16 protein-coding genes are annotated in these 18,143 nt (G+C 67.1%); 7 read left to right on the top strand and 9 right to left on the bottom strand.

Annotated elements, in window-relative coordinates; all coding sequences use genetic code 11:
* Positions 1-1,088 (bottom strand): vWA domain-containing protein (locus Q673_RS22835; protein WP_023004970.1); only part of this gene is annotated, 1,088 nt, incomplete at its 3' end.
* Positions 1,089-1,267: 179 nt separating this feature from the next.
* Here Q673_RS22835 and Q673_RS22840 point away from each other — a divergent pair.
* Positions 1,268-2,266, top strand: a complete 999-nt coding sequence (locus Q673_RS22840) for a hypothetical protein (protein ID WP_023004971.1) — start codon at positions 1,268-1,270, stop codon at positions 2,264-2,266.
* A 36-nt stretch (positions 2,267-2,302) separates the two neighbouring features.
* Here Q673_RS22840 and Q673_RS22845 read toward each other — a convergent pair whose 3' ends face one another.
* The 6 genes from Q673_RS22845 to lexA all read right to left on the bottom strand — a co-directional run bounded on the left by Q673_RS22845 (position 2,303) and on the right by lexA (position 9,129).
* On the bottom strand, positions 2,303-3,064 hold the full coding sequence (locus Q673_RS22845) for an ABC transporter permease (protein WP_023004972.1): 762 nt from the start codon (positions 3,062-3,064) through the stop codon (positions 2,303-2,305).
* Entirely contained in the window at positions 3,061-4,011 is a 951-nt protein-coding gene (locus Q673_RS22850) for an ABC transporter ATP-binding protein (RefSeq protein ID WP_023004973.1), read from the bottom strand. The genes Q673_RS22845 and Q673_RS22850 overlap by 4 nt, the downstream gene beginning before the upstream one ends.
* The gene (locus Q673_RS22855; protein WP_023004974.1) at positions 4,004-4,210 is read right to left on the bottom strand and encodes a DUF6494 family protein; all 207 of its coding nucleotides are present in this window, start codon (positions 4,208-4,210) and stop codon (positions 4,004-4,006) included. Before Q673_RS22855 ends, Q673_RS22850 begins: the two co-directional genes overlap by 8 nt.
* Before the next feature lie 333 nt (positions 4,211-4,543).
* Positions 4,544-7,141: a bifunctional aconitate hydratase 2/2-methylisocitrate dehydratase gene (gene acnB / locus Q673_RS22860; protein WP_023004975.1), complete on the bottom strand. Its 2,598-nt coding sequence runs from the start codon at positions 7,139-7,141 to the stop codon at positions 4,544-4,546.
* 289 nt (positions 7,142-7,430) lie between these two features.
* Positions 7,431-8,495 (bottom strand): DNA polymerase IV, encoded by a 1,065-nt coding sequence (gene dinB, locus Q673_RS22865; RefSeq protein ID WP_023004976.1) that lies wholly within the window; start codon positions 8,493-8,495, stop codon positions 7,431-7,433.
* Positions 8,476-9,129, bottom strand: coding sequence for a transcriptional repressor LexA (gene lexA / locus Q673_RS0118060; protein WP_031217645.1), 654 nt, complete (start codon positions 9,127-9,129; stop codon positions 8,476-8,478). The genes dinB and lexA overlap by 20 nt, the downstream gene beginning before the upstream one ends.
* Before the next feature lie 349 nt (positions 9,130-9,478).
* On the opposite strand from lexA, the gene Q673_RS22870 reads away from it, so the two are divergent.
* Genes Q673_RS22870 through Q673_RS22880 form a run of 3 tightly spaced genes read left to right on the top strand, consistent with a single transcriptional unit; the run spans position 9,479 to position 11,833 of the window.
* A complete protein-coding gene (locus Q673_RS22870) occupies positions 9,479-10,144 on the top strand; it encodes a TetR/AcrR family transcriptional regulator (RefSeq protein WP_023004977.1) in 666 nt (221 codons plus the stop codon).
* Between the two features lie 2 nt (positions 10,145-10,146).
* Complete coding sequence (gene nagZ, locus Q673_RS22875) at positions 10,147-11,211, top strand: beta-N-acetylhexosaminidase (RefSeq protein WP_023004978.1); 1,065 nt, start codon at positions 10,147-10,149, stop codon at positions 11,209-11,211.
* 43 nt (positions 11,212-11,254) lie between these two features.
* Positions 11,255-11,833, top strand: a complete 579-nt coding sequence (locus Q673_RS22880) for a hypoxanthine-guanine phosphoribosyltransferase (RefSeq protein WP_031217648.1) — start codon at positions 11,255-11,257, stop codon at positions 11,831-11,833.
* 392 nt (positions 11,834-12,225) lie between these two features.
* On the opposite strand, the gene Q673_RS22885 is transcribed toward Q673_RS22880, so the two are convergent.
* Both Q673_RS22885 and Q673_RS22890 read right to left on the bottom strand, forming a co-directional pair.
* A complete protein-coding gene (locus Q673_RS22885) occupies positions 12,226-13,917 on the bottom strand; it encodes an AMP-binding protein (RefSeq protein ID WP_023004980.1) in 1,692 nt (563 codons plus the stop codon).
* Between the two features lie 98 nt (positions 13,918-14,015).
* Entirely contained in the window at positions 14,016-14,483 is a 468-nt protein-coding gene (locus Q673_RS22890) for a MerR family transcriptional regulator (RefSeq protein ID WP_023004981.1), read from the bottom strand.
* Positions 14,484-14,704: 221 nt separating this feature from the next.
* Between Q673_RS22890 and Q673_RS22895 the strand changes: the two genes are divergently transcribed.
* The 3 genes from Q673_RS22895 to mmsB all read left to right on the top strand — a co-directional run bounded on the left by Q673_RS22895 (position 14,705) and on the right by mmsB (position 18,028).
* Positions 14,705-15,871, top strand: coding sequence for an acyl-CoA dehydrogenase family protein (locus Q673_RS22895; protein WP_023004982.1), 1,167 nt, complete (start codon positions 14,705-14,707; stop codon positions 15,869-15,871).
* Between the two features lie 26 nt (positions 15,872-15,897).
* Entirely contained in the window at positions 15,898-17,052 is a 1,155-nt protein-coding gene (locus Q673_RS22900; RefSeq protein ID WP_023004983.1) for an enoyl-CoA hydratase/isomerase family protein, read from the top strand.
* Positions 17,053-17,131: 79 nt separating this feature from the next.
* Positions 17,132-18,028, top strand: coding sequence for a 3-hydroxyisobutyrate dehydrogenase (gene mmsB, locus Q673_RS22905; RefSeq protein WP_023004984.1), 897 nt, complete (start codon positions 17,132-17,134; stop codon positions 18,026-18,028).
* The last annotated feature ends 115 nt before the right edge of the window (positions 18,029-18,143 follow it).

Genomic DNA, 18,143 nt, shown 5'->3' on the forward strand with positions numbered 1-18,143 from the left:
CTCTCGTAGGCATCCTCCGGCGCATCGGCGGGGACGATAGTGATGTAGTCCCGGGGATTGTCGGGGCCCTCCCAGTCCACCTCGAACTCGCTGCCGGCGGGGATCTCCTCCGGCGCCTGCAGCGCGGCGCTGATCGGGGTCAGGGTCACCGTCTGGCTGGCCAGCACCCGCTTGGTGTCATTATGGATGTAGCGCACCTCGTGCTCGCCCAGGGCGTCCGGGGCGGTGAGTGACAGTGGCGATCCGCGGCCGGTGCGCTGGTAGCTCTCGTAGGCGTCCTCCGGCGCCCCGGCAGGGACAATGGTGATGTAGTCGCGGGTATCGTCAGGTCCTTCCCAGCTCACCTCGAACTCGCTGCCGGCGGGGATCTCGGCCGGCACATTCAGCGTGGCCTCCGCAGGCTGAGGTTCCGGCTCGGGCTCGGGTTCTGGTTCTGGATCGGCGGCCACCTCCTCCACTCGAGAGAGCGCGCCGGCCAGCTCGGCGCCGGAGTGGGTTTGGAAGAGCTCTCCTCCGGTCTGCTCGGTCACGCAGGAGAGCTGCTGGATCTCGTCGTCGCTGAGCCCGAAGCCGACCACGTGGGCGCGAATGGCCAACCCCTGTTCCGCCAGCCGTGCCGCCACGGCACAGGGATTGCCCTCGCAGGTCTCCAGGCCATCGGTCACCAGGATGATATCGGCCGCCTCGGCGGTACGCGGGATCTGCTCGGCGGCGAGAAGCAGGCTCTCGGCAATGGGCGTCATGCCCTGAGGATTCAGTGCACGAACCTGCGCGGCCAGAGTATCGGCATCCTGGAGAGCCATGGAGGCGATCACCTCGATATCCCCACAGTCGCCGCGGCGGTTGTGACCATAGGCCAGCACGCTCAGCGGCAGCTGCGGGTCGCGGTCATGCAGATACTCGTCGATCACATCACGGGCGACCTCGATGCGCGTGATGTCACCGTCCATGCGGTTCCACATGGAGCCCGAGGCGTCGAGTACCAGCACGCCGACACGCTCGGCCATGGCAGGCGCCGAAACGAGCAGCAGTGCGGCGGGCAGCAGTGTGGCGGGCAACAGGGAGCGCGGCTGATTGAGGCGGGCCATCCAGTACCTCCGAATGTCTATGCGTCGGGAAGCAGGGTGCAACGATCAGCATAGGCAACTGAGGGGCCGGCGGGCCCCCTTCATCTGAACGGGGCCTGCATCGACAGGCTGACTTAAGCTTTCGGCAATGTGTTGGCTTGTGGGCAAGGGGCGGACCTGTCCGAGAGAAGGAGAACCCGATGCGTGGATTCAGGTGCTGGATAGGGGTCGGGATAGCGGCGACAGGGCTGAGCGTCGGCTCGCTTGCCGCAGGCGAGATGAATGGCATGTCTTCCGATCCGAGGCTTGGCGAGGCCGCGTCGATCGAGGCAGTGGCTCGAGCCTTCCTGCCCGAAGCGCAGTGGCAGCACCAGGATGCCGAGGCGCTGCAGGCCGAGGTCCGGCAGCGGTTGGATGACGGTGATGGGTCGAGCATTTTCCATCCAGATGCCGATACCGGTCCGCTGCGCAAGGCACTGCTGGCAGTGATGGTAAAAGAGTCGAGGCTTCCCCATACCCGCTACCGCCTGCGTTACGCCAGGGCGAGCGTTGCCCCGCAAGGACAGGCACCGATTCCGGTGGAGTTGGTGGAGGTCGCCCGTTTCAATCTCGGGCCGGCACGCCGTGAGGGCTTGATAGCCCAGCACGGTGAGTCGCGTGTGGCACCCGCCGAGGCCTTCGGTGACGGGAAGCATATCGTCTGGCGACTCGTCACCCGCCCGGTCATGGGGCAGGTAGCCGATATCACCCATGCGGCGCGTCGCGAGATTCCCCTCGAAGGTGCTTTCTGCCTCAACGCACCGTGCTCGACCGAGGACTCGCTGAATGAACAGGCCCGTGACTGGCCGGCACCCTCGCCACTTGAACCAGCATCGAGCTCACTACCCCTGGAAGTCGCATTGCTGGAAATGGGACTGGAGCGCCTTGGGGTCGTGCAACGCGACGATAGCGGTCCGGGTCGCTGGCACCCCCCGGAGTGGCCCGAAAGCGTGCCGCCCGGCGCGTCCTTCATGGAGGTGCTGGTGGAGCGTGGGCTGGGGCAGGACGACGGTGTTGACCTGGTGATCTATCTTGATCAGCTGATGGACGACGACATCAAGGCGCTGTGGCAGCGGTTGATGGCGGTGGACACGGGGGCAGGAGAGCCCCCCCGGGTCTGGGAAACCCAGGACCGTGAACCCTGGCCGAGGCCGGAGTAGTAACCGCCGCCTGGCCAGGGCGGCGGCTGGCTTGTCTCAGGGCTTGAGCCGGTACCCAGTGCGGAAGATCCAGGCCACCAGGGCGATGGCCGCCCCCAGGAACAGCAGGATCATGGCCAGACTGACCAGCGGGCTGACGTCGCTGATGCCGTAGAAGCTCCAGCGGAAGCCGCTGACCAGATAGACCACCGGGTTGGCCAGGGTCACCGCCTGCCAGAAGGGCGGCAGCATATCGATGGAGTAAAAGGTGCCGCCGAGGAAGGTGAGCGGGGTGATCACCAGCAGTGGCACCAGCTGCAGCTTCTCGAAGCCGTCGGCCCAGATGCCGATGATGAAACCCAGCAGGCTGAAGGTCACCGCCGTCAGCACCAGGAACAGTACCATCATCAGCGGATGCTCGATGGAGTAGGGCACGAACAGCCGTGCGGTGGCCAGCACGACAAGCCCCAGGATCAGCGACTTGCTGGCCGCCGCCCCCACATAGCCGACCACCACCTCCCAGTAGGACATGGGTGCCGAGAGCACCTCGTAGATGGTCCCCGAGAAGCGCGGAAAGAAGATCCCGAAGGAGGCGTTGGAGACGCTCTGGGTGAGCAGCATCAGCATGATCAGCCCGGGCACGATGAAGGCGCCGTAGCTCACCCCGTCCACCTCGCTGATCCGCGAGCCGATGGCGGCGCCGAACACCACGAAGTAGAGTGAGGTCGAGAGCACCGGCGAGACGATGCTCTGCAGCACGGTACGCAGGCTGCGCGCCATCTCGGCCAGGTAGAGGGTCTTCACGGATTCGAGGTTCACGCTGTCTCCTTCACCAGGTTCACGAAGATCTCCTCCAGGGAGCTCTGGCGAGTGTGGAGGTCCTTGACCGCGATGCCGGCCCCCTCCAGGTCGGCGAGCAGCTCGGCGATGCCGGTACCGTCGTCCTCGCCCGCCTCGGCGTCATAGGTGTAGACCAGGGCGTGGCCCTCCTCGGTCAGCGTCAAGCCATGGCCCGAGAGGCGTTGCGGCACCTCCACCAGCGGGTCGCGCAGGTGGATCGTCAGCTCCTTGCGACCCAGCTTCTGCATCAGCGCCTGCTTGTCCTCCACCAGCACCAGTTCACCGGAGCGGATCACCCCGATGCGGTCGGCCATCTCCTCAGCCTCCTCGATATAGTGCGTGGTGAGGATGATGGTGACACCGCTGTTGCGCAGCTGGCGCACCACTTCCCACATGTCGCGGCGCAGGGCCACGTCGACCCCGGCGGTGGGCTCGTCGAGGAACAGGATCTCCGGCTCGTGGGCCAGCGCCTTGGCGATCAGCACCCGGCGCTTCATGCCCCCGGAGAGGGTGATCATTCGGTTATGGCGCTTTTCCCACAGCGACAGCGAGCGCAGCACCTTCTCGATATGCGCCGGGTCCCTGGGCTTGCCGAACAGTCCGCGGCTGAAGCTCACCGTGTCCCACACCTTGATGAAGGCGTCGTTGGTCAGCTCCTGGGGGACCAGGCCGATGCGTGCCCGGGCCTGGCGAAACTGGCGCACGTTGTCGTAGCCATCGACCAGCACCCGGCCGCGGCTTGGGTTGACCAGCCCGCAGATCACGCTGATCAGGGTGGTCTTGCCGGCACCGTTGGGCCCCAGCAGGGCGAAGATCTCGCCACGGCGAATCTCGAGGTCTATATCACGCAGTGCCTCGAAGCCGCCGGCAAAGGTCTTGCCCAGCGACTTGACGCGGATGACCGTGGCATCGCGCGCCTCACTCAAGGGTGATGTCCCCGTCGAAGGTCAGCGCCAGGCTGAGGCCATCCACCTCCACGGTGACCCGCGCCGGAAGGCGCTCGTCACCGTTGAGATGGCCCGCCTCGAGCCCCTCGGCAACGGCCTTCTCGATCTCCTGCTGGGTCGTCACGCCGACATTCTTGAGCAGCTTGCGGATGCTGTGCTGGAAGGTGTCCTGGTTCATGGTGGGCTCCTTTAGCAAGAGAGGATGAATACCCATCCTACCGCTACTGATCGAGGCTGTCGTGGTGGCATTGACGGTTTCCGTGCCGTCTTGTGGGAGCCCAGATCCTGGGCGATGGCGCCGACAGGCGCCTGGCTGTGTTGTGGTGGCCACTTCCATCGCCGATAAATCGGGCTCCCACAATATCGGGCTCCCACAAGCAGGTATAAAAAAAGCGCCCCTGGCGGGGCGCTTCGTTCATCGACTCTCGGGGGTGACCCGGGCCGCCCCGAAGGGCGGCCTTCGATGTTGCGAGCATCGGAGTCGAACCTGAGGGTATCAGAATACCGCGTATCAGGCTTCCTGGGCGATCGGAATCACGTTGGAAGCGGCGTTCTGATACTCCTCGATCTCGTGGAAGTTCATGTAACGATAGATCTCGCCGGCCATGGCGTCGAACTCGCCCATGTAACGGCGGTATTCGTCGACGGTGGGCAGGCGGCCTTCCACGGCGGCCACGGCCGCCAGTTCCGCGGAGGCGAGGTAGACGTTGGCACCGTCGCCCAGGCGGTTCGGGAAGTTACGGGTGGAGGTGGAAACCACGGTGGACTTGGCGGCAACGCGGGCCTGGTTACCCATGCACAGCGAGCAGCCCGGCATCTCCATGCGCGCACCAGCGCGACCGTAAATGCCGTAGTAGCCCTCCTCGGTGAGCTGGTGCTGGTCCATCTTGGTCGGCGGGGCCAGCCACAGGCGGGTCTTCAGGCTGCCGGCCGGCTGCTTCTCGAGCAGCTTGCCCGCGGCACGGAAGTGACCGATGTTGGTCATGCACGAGCCGATGAAGACCTCGTCGATCTTCTCGCCGGCCACCTCGGAGAGCAGGCGGGCGTCGTCCGGGTCGTTCGGGGCGCAGAGTACCGGCTCCTTGAGCTCCTCGAGGTCGATCTCGATGATCTCGGCATACTCGGCGTCCTTGTCGGCGCGCATCAGGCTCGGGTTCTCCAGCCACTCCTCCATGCCCTGGATGCGGCGCTCGATGGTACGGCGGTCGCCGTAGCCGTTGGCGATCATCCACTTGAGCAGGGTGATGTTGGACTTCAGGTACTCGCTCACGCTCTCCTCGGAGAGGGTGATGGTACAGCCCGCGGCGGAGCGCTCGGCGGAGGCGTCGGAGAGCTCGAAGGCCTGCTCGACGGTGAGGTCCTCGAGGCCCTCGATCTCCAGCACGCGACCGGAGAAGGCGTTCTTCTTGCCGGACTTCTCGACGGTCAGCAGGCCCTGCTGGATGGCGTAGTAGGGGATGGCGTGGACCAGGTCACGCAGGGTGACGCCGGGCTGACGCTTGCCCTTGAAACGCACCAGCACGGACTCCGGCATGTCCAGCGGCATCACGCCGGTGGCGGCGGCGAAGGCCACCAGGCCCGAGCCTGCCGGGAAGGAGATGCCCAGCGGGAAGCGGGTGTGGGAGTCGCCGCCGGTGCCCACGGTGTCGGGCAGCAGCATGCGGTTCAGCCAGCTGTGGATGATGCCGTCGCCCGGACGCAGCGAGACACCGCCGCGGTTCATGATGAAGTCGGGCAGGGTGTGGTGGGTGTTGACGTCCACCGGCTTGGGGTAGGCGGCGGTGTGGCAGAAGGACTGCATCACCAGGTCGGCCTGGAAGCCGAGACAGGCGAGGTCCTTGAGCTCGTCGCGGGTCATCGGGCCGGTGGTGTCCTGGGAGCCCACGGTGGTCATCTTCGGCTCGCAGTACATGCCCGGGCGCACGCCCGCCATGCCGCAGGCCTTGCCGACCATCTTCTGGGCCAGAGTGTAGCCCTTGCCGGTGTCCTTGGGCTGCTCGGGTAGGCGGAACACGTCGGAAGGCGCCAGGCCCAGCGACTCGCGTGCCTTGCCGGTCAGGCCACGACCGATGATCAGCGGGATGCGGCCACCGGCGCGCACCTCGTCGAGGATCACCTGGGTCTTGAGTTCGAAGGTAGTCAGCACCTCATCGGTGCCGTGCTTGCACACCTTGCCTTCATAGGGGTAGACGTCGATCACGTCGCCCATCTCGAGCTTGGAGACATCCATCTCGATGGGCAGGGCACCGGCGTCTTCCATGGTGTTGAAGAAGATCGGGGCGATCTTGCCGCCGAAGCAGAAACCGCCGGCGCGCTTGTTGGGCACGTAGGGGATGTCGTCGCCGAAGAACCACAGCACGGAGTTGGTGGCGGACTTGCGCGAGGAGCCGGTGCCGACCACGTCGCCCACGTAGGCGACCGGGAAGCCCTTGGCCTTCACTTCCTCGATCTGCTTGAGCGGGCCGGTGGTGCCGGGCACTTCAGGCACGATGCCTTCGCGCTCGTTCTTGAGCATGGCGTTGGCATGCAGCGGAATGTCGGGGCGCGACCAGGCGTCCGGCGCGGGGGAGAGGTCGTCGGTGTTGGTCTCGCCCGGCACCTTGAAGACGGTGAGGGTGATCTTCTCTTCCAGCTTGGGCTTTGCGAGGAACCACTCGGCGTCGGCCCAGGACTGCATGACCTCCTTGGCCACCGCGTTGCCGGCCTTGGCGCGCTCTTCCACGTCGTGGAAGGCGTCGAACATCAGCAGGGTGTGCTTGAGCTGTTCGCCGGCCTCCTTGGCGAGCTCGGCATCGTCCAGCAGCTCGACCAAGGTGGCGATGTTGTAGCCGCCCTGCATGGTGCCCAGCAGCTTGACCGCGTGGATCCTGTCGATCAGCGGCGACTCGGCCTCGCCCTTGGCGATCAGGAAGCCGGCCTTGACGTAGGCGGCCTCGTCGACGCCCGGGGGCACGCGGTTGGTCAGCAGGTCGAGGATGAATTCCTCCTCGCCGGCCGGCGGATTCTTCAGCAGCTCGACCAGCTCGGCGACCTGCTCGGCGTTCAGCGGCTTCGGCGGCACGCCTTCCGCGGCGCGCTCCTCGACATGTTGGCGATAGGCTTCAAGCACGTTAGGGCCCTCATTGCGTGTGGGGCCAGAGTGTCGCGACCCGGCAGGAACGTCGCCGGAACAAGCCTCTGGCGCGTGGAACAGGGGGTGTGAACTCCCGTGTCAGGTGGCCGCGATTCTACGCGAGACTGTCGACAATGTTAAGCGAGGCCCATGGTGGCGGGCCTTGCACTTTGGTCTGCGCCGTGTGGGTTGGGCTACATAGTGTTTGGCGTGGAAGGTGGGAGGGGCGCCTTGAGGGAGGGCGGTTATGTCGCGCGAATGGCGCCATCAGGCAATCCCTGCAGGCTCACAACGGCAGGTTGAGCTGGCGCCTCGCATCGGCCTCCACCAGCCGGGTGCCGACACCCAGCAGCCGCACCGGGCGTCGGCCGCGCTCCCAGGCCTGCTCCAGCAGCCGGGCGTAGTGCTCGGGCGTCGGTGAAAGGCCCCGGCTCTCCAGGGTGGTGAGGCTGAAGTCGTCGAAGCGCACCTTGACCACGATGCCGGCCAGCGGTGGGTGGCCGTGGCGGGCCAGGCGCTCCTCCAGCTTCTCGCACAGCGGTACCAGCGCCTCCCGGCAGTGGGCGAGGTCTGGCAGGTCGCGGGCGAAGGTGGTCTCCACGCTGATCGACTTGCGCTCGCGCTCGACCCTCACCGGCCGGTCGTCGATCCCCCGGGCCAGCTCGTAGAGGCGTCGGCCGAACTTGCCGAACTCCTCGACCAGCCGCTCCAGGGGCAGCTCGCGTAGCTCGGCGCAGGTACCGATGCCCAGCGCATCGAGCCTGGCGCCGGTGGCCGGGCCCACGCCGTGCAGCTTCTTGACCGGCAGGGCGCTGACGAAGGCGTCCACCTCGGAGGGAGGGATCACCGTCAGGCCGTCGGGCTTCTCCCAGTCGCTGGCGATCTTGGCCAGGAACTTCGCGGGGGCGGCCCCCACCGAGACGGTGATGCCGGTGCGCCTCAGGCTCTCCTCCTTGATCCAGCGCGCCATCCAGGTGGCGCTGCCCGAGAAGCGCTCGACCCCGCTGACATCGAGGAAGGCCTCGTCCAGGGAGAGCGGCTCCACCAGGGGGGTGAGCTCGTGGAAGATCGCCTGGATCTGGCGGGAGACCTCGCGGTACTTGTCGAAGTCGCCGCGCAGCAGGGTGAGGTGGGGGCAGAGGCGCAGGGCACGGGCGGTGGGCATCGCCGAATGGATGCCGTAGGCCCGCGCCGTGTAGTTGCAGGTGGCGATCACCCCGCGGCGATCGACGCTGCCGCCGATCGCCAGGGGGATGTCGCGCAGCGCGGGGTTGTCGCGCATCTCCACCGCCGCGTAGAAGCAGTCGCAGTCGGCGTGGAGGATCTTGCGCTCAGGAGAGGGCCTGGCCATTGCCTCCACGGATCACACCCACGCCCACGCCTTCGATCTCCAGCGGGTCGTGGCGCAGGTCCACCTCGATGGACCCGAAGTCGGGGTTCTCTGCGCGCAGGGTGACGCGGTGGCCGTGGCGCTCGAAGCGCTTCACCGTCACCTCTTCCTCCAGGCGCGCCACCACGATCTGGCCGTTGCGCACCCGATCGGTGCGGTGCACGGCGAGCAGGTCACCCTCGAGGATGCCCACGTCCTTCATCGAGAGGCCGCGAACGCGCAGCAGATAATCGGCCCGGGGCGTGAAATATTCCGGCGGCAGCGGGCAGTAGCGATCGATATGCTCGGCGGCCAGGATCGGGCTGCCGGCAGCGACCTCGCCGATGATCGGCAGGCCCTGGGAGGAAGGCTCCTCGCTGCCGGTATCGGTCTCGGCTTCCTGGGCAGGCAGGCGGATGCCCCGCGAGGTGCCGGCGATCATGCGGATGGCACCCTTGCGCTCCAGGGCACGCAGATGCTCCTCGGCGGCATTGGGCGAGCGGAAGCCCAGGGCACGGGCGATTTCGGCGCGTGTCGGCGGGTAGCCGAGCTCCTGCATGGTCTTGACGATGAAGTCGTAGACGTTCTGCTGGCGCTGTGTCAGGGGGCGAGCCATGGATCCTCCAGTGCGGATGGCAGTACCGTAGTGATCAAGTGTACAGCATGTCGTTCCGTACAGTAATCGGCGTTCAGGAACGGTATTGGGGAAGGCCCCCGGTGGCCTCCAGTAGAAGGGATGCTCTGCATCGCGACTGGAGGCCGAAGGACTCCCGGTATAGGGCCCGAGAATTCGGCAACACCGCCGGGGCGCCTGACGGCGCCAGTCGCGCGGCGGAGCCGCCCTCCTACAGGGAAGTTTCTCTCTGTTTCAAACACTGCTTGGGCCCAGCGTTGAGCCAAAAGGTGCGTCTGACGTAGAATTGCGCCACGTTTGAAACAATTGTTTATAACCAGGCGCTCCATTCATGGCACAGAACGATACCGTCACCCGGATCCTCGACACCGCCGAGGTACTGTTCGCCGAGCGCGGCTTCGCCGAGACCTCGCTGCGCACCATCACCAGCAAGGCCAAGGTCAACCTGGCGGCGGTGAACTACCACTTCGGCTCCAAGAAGTCGTTGATCCAGGCGGTCTTCGCGCGCTACCTCGACCCCTTCACCGAGCGTTTCCATGGCGCCCTGGATGAGCTCGAGCGCCGCTATCGGGGCCAGGCCATTCCCCTGGAGGAGCTGCTGGAGACCATGGCGCGCACCGTGCTGGAGGTGCCGGCGGAGCGCGACAGCCTCAAGGTCTTCATGCGCCTGCTGGGGCTCGCCTACAGCCAGGCCCAGGGCCACCTGCGCCGCTACATCCAGGAGGAGTACGGCAGCGTCTTCACCCGCTTCACCGAGCTGATCCGCCAGGCCACGCCGGAGCTGCCCGACGCCGAGCGCTTCTGGCGGCTGCACTTCGTGCTGGGCACGGTGATCTTCACCCTCTCGGGGCTCGATGCCCTGCGTGACATCGCCGAGAAGGACTACGACGAGCACGTCACGGTGCGCGACCTGGTGCGCCGCCTGCGCCCGGTGGTGGTGGCCGCCATGCAGGCGCCGCTGCCCGCGCCGGCGCCCGCCGGCGTGCGGGAGGCGTGACCATGGCCGACGCCAGCACTCGCCCCCCCCGTGCGTCGACCGCCCCGTCGCCGGGGCCGGTGATGCTCGACCTCGCGGGCACCCGCCTGACGGAAGAGGAGCGCACGCTGCTGCGCCGCCCCGAGGTGGGCGGGGTGATCCTGTTCGCCCGCAACGTCGAGGCCGCCGCCCAGGTGCGAGAGCTGTGCGCCGCCATCCGCGCGGTACGCCCGGAGCTTCTCATCGGCATCGACCAGGAGGGCGGGCGCGTGCAGCGCCTCCGCGAGGGAGTGACGCGACTGCCCTCTATGCGCCGCCTGGGTCGCGATGCCGCCAGCCATCCCGAGGTCACCCGCCGGCTGTGCCAGGACAGCGGCTGGCTGCTGGGCATGGAGATGGCCGCCTGCGGCCTCGACCTGACCTTCGCTCCGGTGCTCGACGTCGACGGCGGCACCTCCACGGTGATCGGCGACCGCAGCTTCTCGTGCTTCCCCGAGACCGTCGCCGCCCTGGCCGGCGCCTTCATCGATGGCCTGCACGAGGCCGGCATGGTGGCGGTAGGCAAGCACTTCCCCGGCCACGGCAGCGTGGCGGCGGACTCCCACCACGAGTTGCCCAGGGACGAACGCTCGCTGGAGGCGCTGCGCGCCCACGACCTGGTGCCCTTCGAGCGCCTGGCCGGCCAGCTCGATGCCGTGATGCCCGCCCATGTGGTGTACTCGGCCTTCGATCCACGCCCGGCCGGCTTCTCCCCCGCCTGGCTCGGCATGCTGCGCCAGAGCCTCGGCTTTCGGGGCGTGATCTTCTCCGACGACCTGAGCATGGCCGGGGCCGCCTCCGCCGGCTCCCCGGCCGAGCGCGCCCGCGCCGCCCTCGCCGCCGGTTGCGACATGCTGCTGGTGTGCAACGACCGTGCCGCCGCCCTGGAGGTGCTGGAGTCCTGTCGCGAGCACCCGCCGGCACCGCGCCTCACCAGGCTGCGCTACTCCCGGGCGCGCCCGGCTCTGGAGAGCCTGCCCGCGCTCTCCCGCTGGCGGCGCATGCACGCCCACCTCGAGGCCCTGGGGGCAGACCCCAAAGCTTCCTGAGGGGTCTGACCCCAATATCGACTTAACCACGAGACGACCGACGATGTCCCAACTCGATCCCGCGACTCACGAGTCCCTCCACCACATGCGCGAGCTGATGGAGAGCGCCGACTGCCTGATCAGCCAGGCGGAGGTGGAGCGCGCCCTCGACCGCATGGCTGACGAGATCACCCGCGACCTGGGCGACAAGCTGCCGGTCTTCTACTGCGTGATGAACGGCGGGCTGATCACCACCGGCCACCTGCTGACCCGGCTCGGCTTTCCCCTGGAGGTGGACTACCTCCACGCCACCCGCTATCGCGGCAAGACCCGCGGCGGTGAGCTGTTCTGGCGTGTCTCCCCGGAGATCCCCATGGCCGGACGCCATGTGGTGATCGTCGACGACATCCTTGACGAGGGCGCGACACTCGCCGCCATCCTCGACTACTGCCGTGAGGCGGGGGCGGCCAGCATCACCACTGCGGTGCTGGTGGACAAGCAGCACGACCGCAAGGCGGTACCCGGCCTCAAGGCCGACTACTGCAGCCTGGAGGTCGCCGACCGCTATGTCTTCGGCTTCGGCATGGATATCAAGGGTTACTGGCGCAACGCCCCGGGAATCTTCGCACCCAAGGGGATGTGATCCGGGCTGCGCCCGGAGCTGTAAGCTATAAGCCTTAAGCTATAAGAAAACCCCACGGGCCGAGAAGCTCGTGGGGTTTTTCTGGGTTTGAATGGTCGAGCCAGCTGTGGGAGCCCGGATTCCGGGCGATGGCGCCGACAGGCGCCTGGCTGTGTTGTGGTGGCCTCTTCCATCGCCGATAAATCGGGCTCCCACAATATCCTGCTCCCATAGGGCCGAGCATGAATCGAGCCACTTGTGGGAGCCCGGATTCCGGGCGATGGCGCCGACAGGCGCCTGGCTGTGTTGTGGTGGCCTCTTCCATCGCCGATAAATCGGGCTCCCACAGCAATCGGGCTCCCACAATATCGGGCTCCCACAAATCCAGCCCCCACAAAGAGGTTCCTACCAGCTTACGCCAGCCCCAGCTCGTGGGTCGCCTCCTCGCGCATCTTGAACTTCTGGATCTTGCCGGTGACGGTCATCGGGAACTCGTCGACGAACTTCACGTAGCGCGGGACCTTGTAGTGGGCGATCTTGCCCTTGCAGAAGGCCTTGAGTTGCTCCTCGTCCAGCGACTCGCCGTCGGTGAGCTTGACCCAGGCCATCACCTCCTCGCCGTACTTCTCGTCGGGCACGCCGATCACCTGGACGTCGGAGATCGCCGGGTGGGTGTAGAGGAAGTCCTCGATCTCGCGGGGATAGATGTTCTCGCCGCCGCGGATGATCATGTCCTTGATGCGCCCGACGATCGCCACGTAGCCCTCGTCATCCATAGTGGCGAGGTCGCCGGTATGCATCCAGCCCGCCGCGTCGATCGCCTTGTCGGTGGCCTCCTGGTTGTTCCAGTAGCCGAGCATCACGCTGTAGCCACGGGTACACAGCTCGCCGGTCTCGCCGCGGGGCACCACGGCGCCGGTCTCGGGGCTCACCAGCTTCACCTCCAGGTGGGGGTGGATGGTGCCGACGGTAGTGACGCGCTTCTCCAGCGGGGCGTCGGTCTGGGTCTGGAAGCTCACCGGGCTGGTCTCGGTCATGCCGTAGCAGATGGTGACGTCCTGCATATTCATGCGATCGATCACCTTGCGCATCACCTCGATGGGGCAGATGGAGCCCGCCATGATGCCGGTGCGCAGGTGGGAGAGATCGAAGCGCTCGAACTCGGGGTGTTCCAGTTCGGCGATGAACATGGTGGGCACGCCGTAGAGGGTGGTGGCCTTCTCCTCGGAGACCGCGGTCAGGGTCTGTTCGGGGTCGAAGCCGTCGCCCGGGTAGATCATGGTGGCGCCGTGGGTCACGCAGCCCAGGTTGCCCATCACCATGCCAAAGCAGTGGTAGAGCGGCACCGGGATCACCATGCGGTCCTTCTCGGTGAGCGCCATGGTGCGTGCCACGAAGAAGCCGTTGTTGAGGATGTTGTGGTGGGAGAGGGTGGCCCCCTTGGGCGCCCCGGTGGTGCCGGAGGTGTACTGGATGTTGATGGGGTCGTCGAACTGCAGGGTCGCCTGCACCTCGGCCAGGTGCTCCGTGGAGACCTCGTCGGCATGGGCTAGCATCGACTGCCAGGTGAACATGCCGGTCAGGGCGCGGTCGGCGTCCAGGCAAATCACCCGCTTGAGGTCGGGGAGCTTGGCGCTCTTGAAGGTGCCGGGGCCGCCGTCGCGCAGCTCCGGGGCCAGCTCGGCCAGGGTCGCCACATAGTCGGAGCTCTTGAACTTGCCCTGCAGGATCAGCGTCGAGGTGCCGGACTGCTTCAGCGCGTACTCCAGCTCGTGGGTGCGGTAGCTGGGGTTGATGTTGACCAGGATGGCGCCGATCTTCGCCGTGGCGAACTGGGTGATGGTCCATTCGGCGCAGTTGGGCGACCAGATGCCGACCCGTTCGCCCTGCTTCACGCCCAGGGCGAGCAGGGCGCGGGCGGCCTCGTCCACCGCCGCCTGCAGCTCCTTCCAGGTGTAGCGCAGCCCCTGATGGCGGCTGATCAGGGCCTCGCCGTCCGGGAAGCGGGCCACGGTGTCATCGAAGCAGTCGCCGATGGTCTGCCCCTTGAGGGGGGTGTCGCTGATGCCGCTGACGTAGCTTGCGGGAGTGTGTTGGCGTGTCATGTGTGCGTCTCGCGATGGTGGCTGGAAGTTGTTGGTCCGACGTTTGTAGGTCCAGTTTGTGGGTCCAGGGACTACACGATCACGATCCGGGCCGGCGGCTAGTCGTTGGCCTCGTCGCCGAGGCTCGCCAGGACGTCGCGGGCGCGCCGTTCGACGTCATCGATGTCGAGCTGCATCAGCCGGATATCCTCCAGCTGCTGCTCGAGGTCGGCGCGCTTGTTGGCCAGGATCTCGAGAAGACGCTTGAGCTGACGCCGGTTACCGTCGGGCATGGCGTCATACATCATCACCACCTCGCGGATCTCGGCCAGCGAGAAGCCGAGGCGCTTGCCGCGCAGGGTCAGCTTCAACCGCACCCGATCCTTCTCGCTATAGATGCGGGTCTGGCCGCGCCGCTCCGGGGCCAGCAGGCCCTCCTGCTCGTAGAAGCGGATGGTGCGGTTGGTCACCTCGAACATCTTGGCCAGCTCGCCGATGGTGTAGGTACGGCGCTGGCGGGGCAGGGGACCGTCCCGGTGGGCCTCGCTGTGCGGAGCGCTGGCCGGAGAGGAAGTGGTCTGAGTCATGGGCGTCTTCCTTTTTTATGGGCAGGCGGCGCGAGGCTCGCCCGCCTTGAGGCAACACTAGCCGAGGTTTACGTTAACGTAAAGTGCTTGTTCGACCATGGGGTGATAGGGTAAAAACCAAGCAAGTGCTAGGTTTGGCGCCGACACCCATTCCCGATGCACATTGCTTCTTCCAGCATCGCCACGACAACAAGCGTCACCACGACGAGACGAGGACTGCCATGGACTTCTCCTTGACCGACGACCAGAAGGCGCTGGCGCAGGCCGCCGCCGACTTCGCCAGGGCCGAGCTGGCCGAGCACGCCGCCGAGTGGGACGCCACCTCCCACTTCCCCGTGGACGTGATCCGCCGCGCCGGGGAGGCCGGCTTCCTGGGCATCTACACCCCCGAGGAGTACGGCGGCCTCGGGCTCTCGCGCCTCGACGCCTCGCTGATCTTCGAGCAGCTCGCCCAGGGCTGCGTGGCCACCACCGCCTACCTCACCATCCACAACATGGTCAGCTGGATGATCGCCAGCTGGGGTAACGACGCCCTGCGCGAGCGCTGGGTCCCGGCCATGGTAGCGGGTGAAGCGCTGGGCTCCTACTGCCTCACCGAGCCCGGCGCCGGCTCCGACGCCGCCAGCCTGCGCACCAAGGCCGTGCGTGACGGCGATGACTATGTGATATCGGGCTCGAAGATGTTTATCTCCGGCGCCGGCAGCACCGAGGTGCTGGTGGTGATGGCGCGCACCGGTGCCCCGGACAGTGGCGCTGGCGGCGTCTCCGCCATCGTGGTGCCCGCCGATGCCGCGGGCATCGAGTACGGCAAGAACGAGGAGAAGATGGGCTGGAAGAGCCAGCCCACCCGCCTGGTCAGCTTCGACGGGGTGCGCGTGCCGGTCACCAATCGCCTGGGCGAGGAGGGCGAGGGCTTCAAGTTCGCCATGAAGGGCCTCGACGGTGGCCGCCTCAACATCGCCAGCTGCTCGCTGGGTGCCGCCCAGCAGGCGCTGACCCTCTCCCGCGACTACCTCGCCGAGCGCAAGCAGTTCGGCCGCGAGCTCAACCAGTTCCAGGCGCTGCAGTTCAAGCTCGCCGACATGGCCACCGAGCTCACCGCCGCCCGGCTGATGGTGCGCCAGGCCGCCTGGCGCCTGGACCAGGGTGACCCCGAGGCCCCCGCCCACTGCGCCATGGCCAAGCGTTTCGCCACCGACATGGGCTTCAGCGTTTGCAACGAGGCCCTGCAGTTGCACGGCGGCTATGGTTATATCCGCGAGTACCCCCTGGAGCGGCTGGTGCGCGACACCCGGGTGCACCAGATCCTCGAGGGCACCAACGAGATCATGCGCCTGATCGTGGCGCGCCGCCTGCTCGCCGACGGCGTGATCGAAGCGCTTCAATAAGCTCGCCATACAAGATGGAGACCAGGATGTCGGACCTTCCCGTGATCTTCGACGAGCGGCCCACCGCCTGTGGCGGCCGCATCGGCGTCGCCACCCTCAACGCGCCGCGCTCGCTCAACTCGCTTTCCCTGGAGATGGCCCGCCAGCTCGAGGCCAAGCTCGACGCCTGGGCGGTGGATCGCAACATCGTCGCCGTGTGGCTCGAGGGCAGCGGCGAGAAGGCGTTCTGTGCCGGCGGCGACGTGGTGGCGCTCTACCGTGCCCTCACCGAGGAGGGCGAGAACCGCGGTGCCGGTCGCGACAGCGAGCTGCCGGGCACCTACTTCACCGTGGAGTACCGCCTCGACTACCGCATCCACACCTATCCCAAGCCGGTGATGGTGTGGGCCGACGGCATCGTCATGGGCGGCGGCCTGGGACTGACCGCTGGGGCCTCCCACCGCCTCGTCACCGAGACCACCCTGATCGCCATGCCCGAGATCACCATCGGGCTCTATCCGGACATCGGCGCCAGCTGGTTCCTCAACCGCATGCCGCCCGGGGTGGGAGCCTACCTCGGCCTCACCGGTGCCCAGCTCAACGCCCGCGACGCCCTGGACCTGGGCCTGGCCGACCGCTTCGTACCCCGCGAGAGGCGCGACGCCCTGCTTGCGGCGCTGGGCGAGGCCGACTTCGGTGACCGCGGCCCCGCGGCGCGCCGCGCCGCCGTGCAGGCGGTGCTCGACCGCTTCGAGGCCCGCGACCAGGCCCCGGCGGGGCAGGTGCGGCCCCACCAGGACACCATCCAGGCGCTGGTCGGCAGCGTCGACGTCGAGACCGCCGTGGCGCGCATCCTCGCCGACGACAGCGACGACACCTGGCTCGCCGCCAACCGCGCGCGCCTCGCCGCCGGCTGCCCGATCAGCGCGCACCTGGTGTGGCGCATGCTCGAGCGCCACGCCCACTCCAGCCTCGCCGACGCCTTCCGCGACGAGCTGGTGCTCTCGGTGCAGTGCGGCCGCCTGGGTGACTTCACCGAAGGCGTCCGCGCCCTACTGGTCGACAAGGACAAGAGTCCCCGCTGGACCCACCCCGACGTCGCCAGCGTCCCCGACGCCTTCCTTGATGCCATGTTCCAGTCGCCCTGGTCCGCCGAGGCGCACCCGCTGCGCGACCTCGGCTGGGGCCACCGGGTGGGCTAACCCCTCTTTGGGGTCAGACCCCTAAGGGAATTGAGGGGTCTGACCCTATAGTCAGCTTAACAATCACAAGGAGCCAATCATGCAAATCGCCTTTATCGGCCTCGGCAACATGGGCGCGCCCATGGCCAGCAACCTGGTCAAGGCCGGCCATGACGTCACCGTCTTCGATCTGGTCGAGAGCGCCATGCAGGTGCTGGAAGGGGAGGGCGCCAGGCGCGCCGACAGCGCCGAGGCCGCCGCCAAGGGTGCCGAGGTGGTCATCTCCATGCTGCCCGCCGGCATCCACGTCAAGGGCCTCTACCTGGGTCGCGACGGTGCTCCCGGGCTGCTGGATACCCTGGAGTCCAAACCGCTGATCATCGACGCCTCCACCATCTCCCCGGAGGACGTGCGCACCGTCGCCGCCGCGGCGAAGGAGCGCGGCCTCACCTGGCTCGACGCCCCCGTCTCCGGCGGCGTGGGGGGCGCCAAGGCCGGCACCCTGACCTTTATCGTCGGCGGCGAGGTGGCCGGCTTCGAGCAGGCCAAGCCGGTGCTCGAGGCGATGGGCAAGAACATCTTCCACGCCGGCGACAGCGGCAGCGGCCAGGTCGCCAAGATCTGCAACAACATGCTGCTCGGCATCCTGATGAGCGGCACCGCCGAGGCCCTGGCGCTGGGCGTGAAGAACGGCATGGACCCCGCGGTGCTCTCCGAGATCATGAAGCAGAGCAGCGGCGGCAACTGGGCGCTCAACGTCTACAACCCCTGGCCCGGGGTGATGGAAGGCTCGGCCGCCGGCCGCGACTACCAGGGCGGCTTCCTCACCGACCTGATGGCCAAGGACCTCGGCCTCGCCTGGGAACTGGCGCTTGGCTCCAAGGCCACCGTGCCCATGGGCTCCCAGGCCCGCAACCTCTTCGCCCTGCACAGCAGCCAGGGCAATGGCCAGCTCGACTTCTCCAGCATCCAGAAGCTCTATCGGGCGGGGGAGTAGAAGATAAGCGTTACCTGTGGGGCTCGGCCTTTATTGGAAGCCCGACTCTGCGTGAGCCCGGTTGTTGTGGGAGCTGGGTTTGTGGGAGCTGGACTTGTGGGAGCCCGATTTATCG

Source organism: Halomonas sp. PBN3 (assembly GCF_000475415.1).
In the GTDB taxonomy this organism is placed as follows: Bacteria; Pseudomonadota; Gammaproteobacteria; order Pseudomonadales; family Halomonadaceae; genus Halomonas; species Halomonas shengliensis.